The sequence below is a fragment of the Nonomuraea terrae genome (assembly GCF_004348995.1).
In the GTDB taxonomy this organism is placed as follows: domain Bacteria; phylum Actinomycetota; class Actinomycetes; order Streptosporangiales; family Streptosporangiaceae; genus Nonomuraea; species Nonomuraea terrae.
On the sequence record NZ_SMKQ01000387.1, the window covers coordinates 1 to 3,236 of the forward strand.

General features: G+C 71.0%; 4 protein-coding genes. All 4 read right to left on the reverse strand.

Translation table 11 applies throughout. The features are described from left to right. Nucleotides 1–18 precede the first annotated feature (18 nt). On the reverse strand, nt 19–1,320 hold the full coding sequence (locus E1286_RS46585) for an MFS transporter (RefSeq protein WP_246075747.1): 1,302 nt from the start codon (nt 1,318–1,320) through the stop codon (nt 19–21). Nucleotides 1,321–1,568: 248 nt separating this feature from the next. Next, the gene (locus tag E1286_RS46590) at nt 1,569–1,919 is read right to left on the reverse strand and encodes a nuclear transport factor 2 family protein (protein WP_132623744.1); all 351 of its coding nucleotides are present in this window, start codon (nt 1,917–1,919) and stop codon (nt 1,569–1,571) included. Nucleotides 1,920–1,951: 32 nt separating this feature from the next. Continuing rightward, the gene (locus tag E1286_RS46595; protein WP_132623746.1) at nt 1,952–2,359 is read right to left on the reverse strand and encodes a hypothetical protein; all 408 of its coding nucleotides are present in this window, start codon (nt 2,357–2,359) and stop codon (nt 1,952–1,954) included. A 229-nt stretch (nt 2,360–2,588) separates the two neighbouring features. Then, nucleotides 2,589–3,236: class I adenylate-forming enzyme family protein (locus tag E1286_RS46600; protein ID WP_165970247.1), on the reverse strand; the 648-nt coding region annotated here is incomplete at its 5' end.

Here is a 3,236-nt window from a genome sequence, read left to right on the forward strand (position 1 = left end):
GGGTTGGCTCGGGGGTGGTCAGGCGGGGGATTCCTGGGTGGAAGTCTGGAGGGTGGCTTCGCGGCGGGCCTTTTCGGTGAGGGCGTGTTCGTCGGTTCTGGCGTCGTACCGGCGGAATCTGGGGAGGGCGGCGGCCAGGGCGAGGACGGCGCCTACGCACAGCAGGCCGCCGGCGCCGAGGGAGAAGCGGGTGCCGCCGAGGTTCGCCATCAGGCCGGCCCTGGCGTTGCCGAGCATCGGGCCGCTGGCGTAGGAGAGCAGCTCGATGCCGGCCAGGCGGCCGCGGAACTCCTGGGGGATCGTCTGGTTCCACATGGTCATGCGGAAGATGCCGCTGATCATGTCGGCGGCTCCGGCGAGCGCGATGCAGGCGAAGATCAGCCAGACGTTCGGGGCCAGGGCGGTCAGCGCCACCGCGACGCCCCAGAGGGTGGCGGCGACGATGACGCCCAGGCCGTGGCGCTGCACGCGGGCCGTCCACCGGCCGGTGACCGAGGCGACCAGGGCGCCCACGGCGGCGGCCGAGTAGAACAGGCCCAGCGCCCCGGGTGCCCGCAGCTCGTCGGCCAGGAACGGGTAGAGCGCCGTCGCCATCGCGAACACCATCGCCGCGATGTCCACCAGGTACGTGCCCATCAGGTCGTGGCGGCTCACCGCGTACCGTACGCCCTCGACCAGCGACTTCAGTGACGCCGGGGCGGCGTCCTCGGACGGCGGGAGCGAACTGACCCGCCACAGCAGGAGCAGCGACAGCAGGAACGTCAGCGAGTCGAGCCCGTACGCCAGTGCGGGGCCGTACTGGGCGAGCAGGAGACCGGCGAGCGCCGGGGCGACGATGGCGCCGAAGTTCCAGCGCAGGCTCGACAGCACGGCCGCCGCGCTCTGCTGGTCGTGCCTGACCACCTGCTGGATGACCGCCTCGAGGCTGGGGCGTTGCAGGCAGGCGATGCCCGTGGAGACGGCGCCCATCACGTACAGGACCCAGACCTGTGGGTCGGGCAGCATCGCGTTGACCATGAGGGCCGAAGAGGTGATCAGCAGGCCCAGCTCGCTCAGCACGATGATCTTGTGGCGGTCGAGCGCGTCGGCGATGGCCCCGCCCCACAGGCCGCACACCACCATCGGCACGAACTCCGCCAGGCTCACCAGGCCGACCGCCAGGTAGGAGTCGGTGAGCTCCTTCATCTGGTACGGCACCGCCACCATGGCGATCATCGTGCCGAACATCGTGATGACGCCTGAACTGAAGAGCAGCCGGTAGTCGCGTGAATCGCGCAGCGGGCTCAGGTCGATGGAAAGGTGACGAACAAGGCGTCTCACTCGATGGCGCACGAGGCCACATTGTCCGATGGGGGTGGGGGAAGAGCAAATGGATTTCATCGGGGTGAACACGGCCACGGCCCCCGGAACATGTTCCGGGGGCCGTGGCCGGGGGCCGATCGTGCTGGGTCAAGGGCGCTGAGGGAGGGGCCGGCTCCCTCGGCGGGATCGGGTGGCCGCCGCGGGAGCGGCTTCCGGTGTCGGGCCGGGCCCGTTGCGGGGTGGCCGTCCGGCAGGGGGACACGGGGTCAGGAGGGGACCTTGTCGAGGAAGCCGAGGACCTTGCGGATTCTGCCGTCCTCGGCCAGTTCGACCACGTCGAAGCCGATCACCACCGGGTCGCCGCCCTCGGGGCCGAGGTGCCAGGTGAAGCGGGCGGTGTGGTGGTGGGCGTCGTACTGGTCGCCGGGGGTGAAGACGAGGCCGGGGAACATGCCCTGCGCGGCCTCGATCACGGCGGCGATCCCGTCGTGCCCGGCCACGTCGGCCAGCGGGTCGGTGTAGGTGGCGTCCTCGGTCCACAGCTCGGCCACGGCCTTGGCGCGGGTGGCGGGGCCGGTCTCGTTCCAGGCGGCGACGTAGCGTTCGATGAGGTTCATGGTCTCTTTCCTGGTGCGTGCGTTGACGGGGCTCAGTTGGCGCGGGCCTTGCGCAGGCCGGTGATCTGCAGCTCGGCGAAGCCGGCGACCACCAGGGCCTGGGCGATGGCCCAGATCGCGCCGACCGTGGTGAAGCCGAGGGCGCCGGTGACGACGGCTGCGACGCCGGCGAGCGTCCAGGCGATGTTCAGGGCGATCACGGCTGTGGTGGCGGCCGGGCTGATCGTGCGGCGGCCGGCCAGGAGGCCGACCGCGGCGCCGTACACGAGGAGGAAGACGCCGATGCCGCGCAGCAGGCCGGCGTCGGGGCCGAGCAGAGTGCTCACGGGGCCGGCCAAGGCGAGGTAGACCAGCCCGTTGCCGCCGGTGACGACGGCGTCGGCGGTCAGCGCGAGGCGCAGGAACTTCGTCCGGTCGGTGGTGACGGTGAGGGCGGTCATGTCGGCTCCTTCGGTGGCTTCCGTTGCGACACCTGAAAGATGTCAGCCGGGGATAGGAGCCGCGATTACCCGCCAGGTAAGCCTGGGCGGCCGCAGCGTGTTCACCTGCGGGAACGCCGTTGTGTGGCGGTCGTCACATCGGGCGGCCGGAGGTGGCCGGGGGGCTGGAGAAGGGACGGCGCGGCGGGTGCTCCAGGGGGGTGAGCACCCGCCGCGCCGCAGGGGAGGATCAGTTGCCCAGGATCTCCCTGCGCAGGTGGGTCTTGAGGATCTTGCCGCCGGGGTTGCGGGGGAGTTCGGCGTCGCGGAACCAGACGTGTACCGGGATCTTGAACTTGGCCAGACGGTCGGAGAGGAAGGCCTGGAGGTCTTCGAGCGTGACGGACTGGCCGGGGGACAGGCGGATGACCGCGCCCACCTCCTCGCCCAGCTCTTCGTGCGGGATGCCGATCACCGCGACGTCGTCCACCGCCGGGTGCTCGAACAGGGCGGCCTCGACCTCGGCGCAGTAGACGTTCTCGCCGCCGCGGATGACCATGTCCTTGGCCCGGTCGACGATGTAGACGAAGCCCTCCTCGTCGATCTTGGCCATGTCGCCGGTGTGCACCCAGCCGTTGATGAAGGTCTGGGCCGTGGCCTCCGGCTTGTTCCAGTAGCCGAGGATGACGTTCGGGCCGCGTACGCAGAGCTCGCCGACCTCGCCCGGCGGCAGCTCGTCGCCCGCGGGGTCCACCACGCGGGCGTCCACGACGGGGGACGGCCTGCCGATGCTGTCGGGCTTGGCCTGGTAGTCGGCGCCGCCGTTGCCGATGGCCAGGGCGGTCGTCTCGGTCATGCCGTAGCCGTTGGAGGGGGCGCGGTTGGGGAGGTTCTCGGT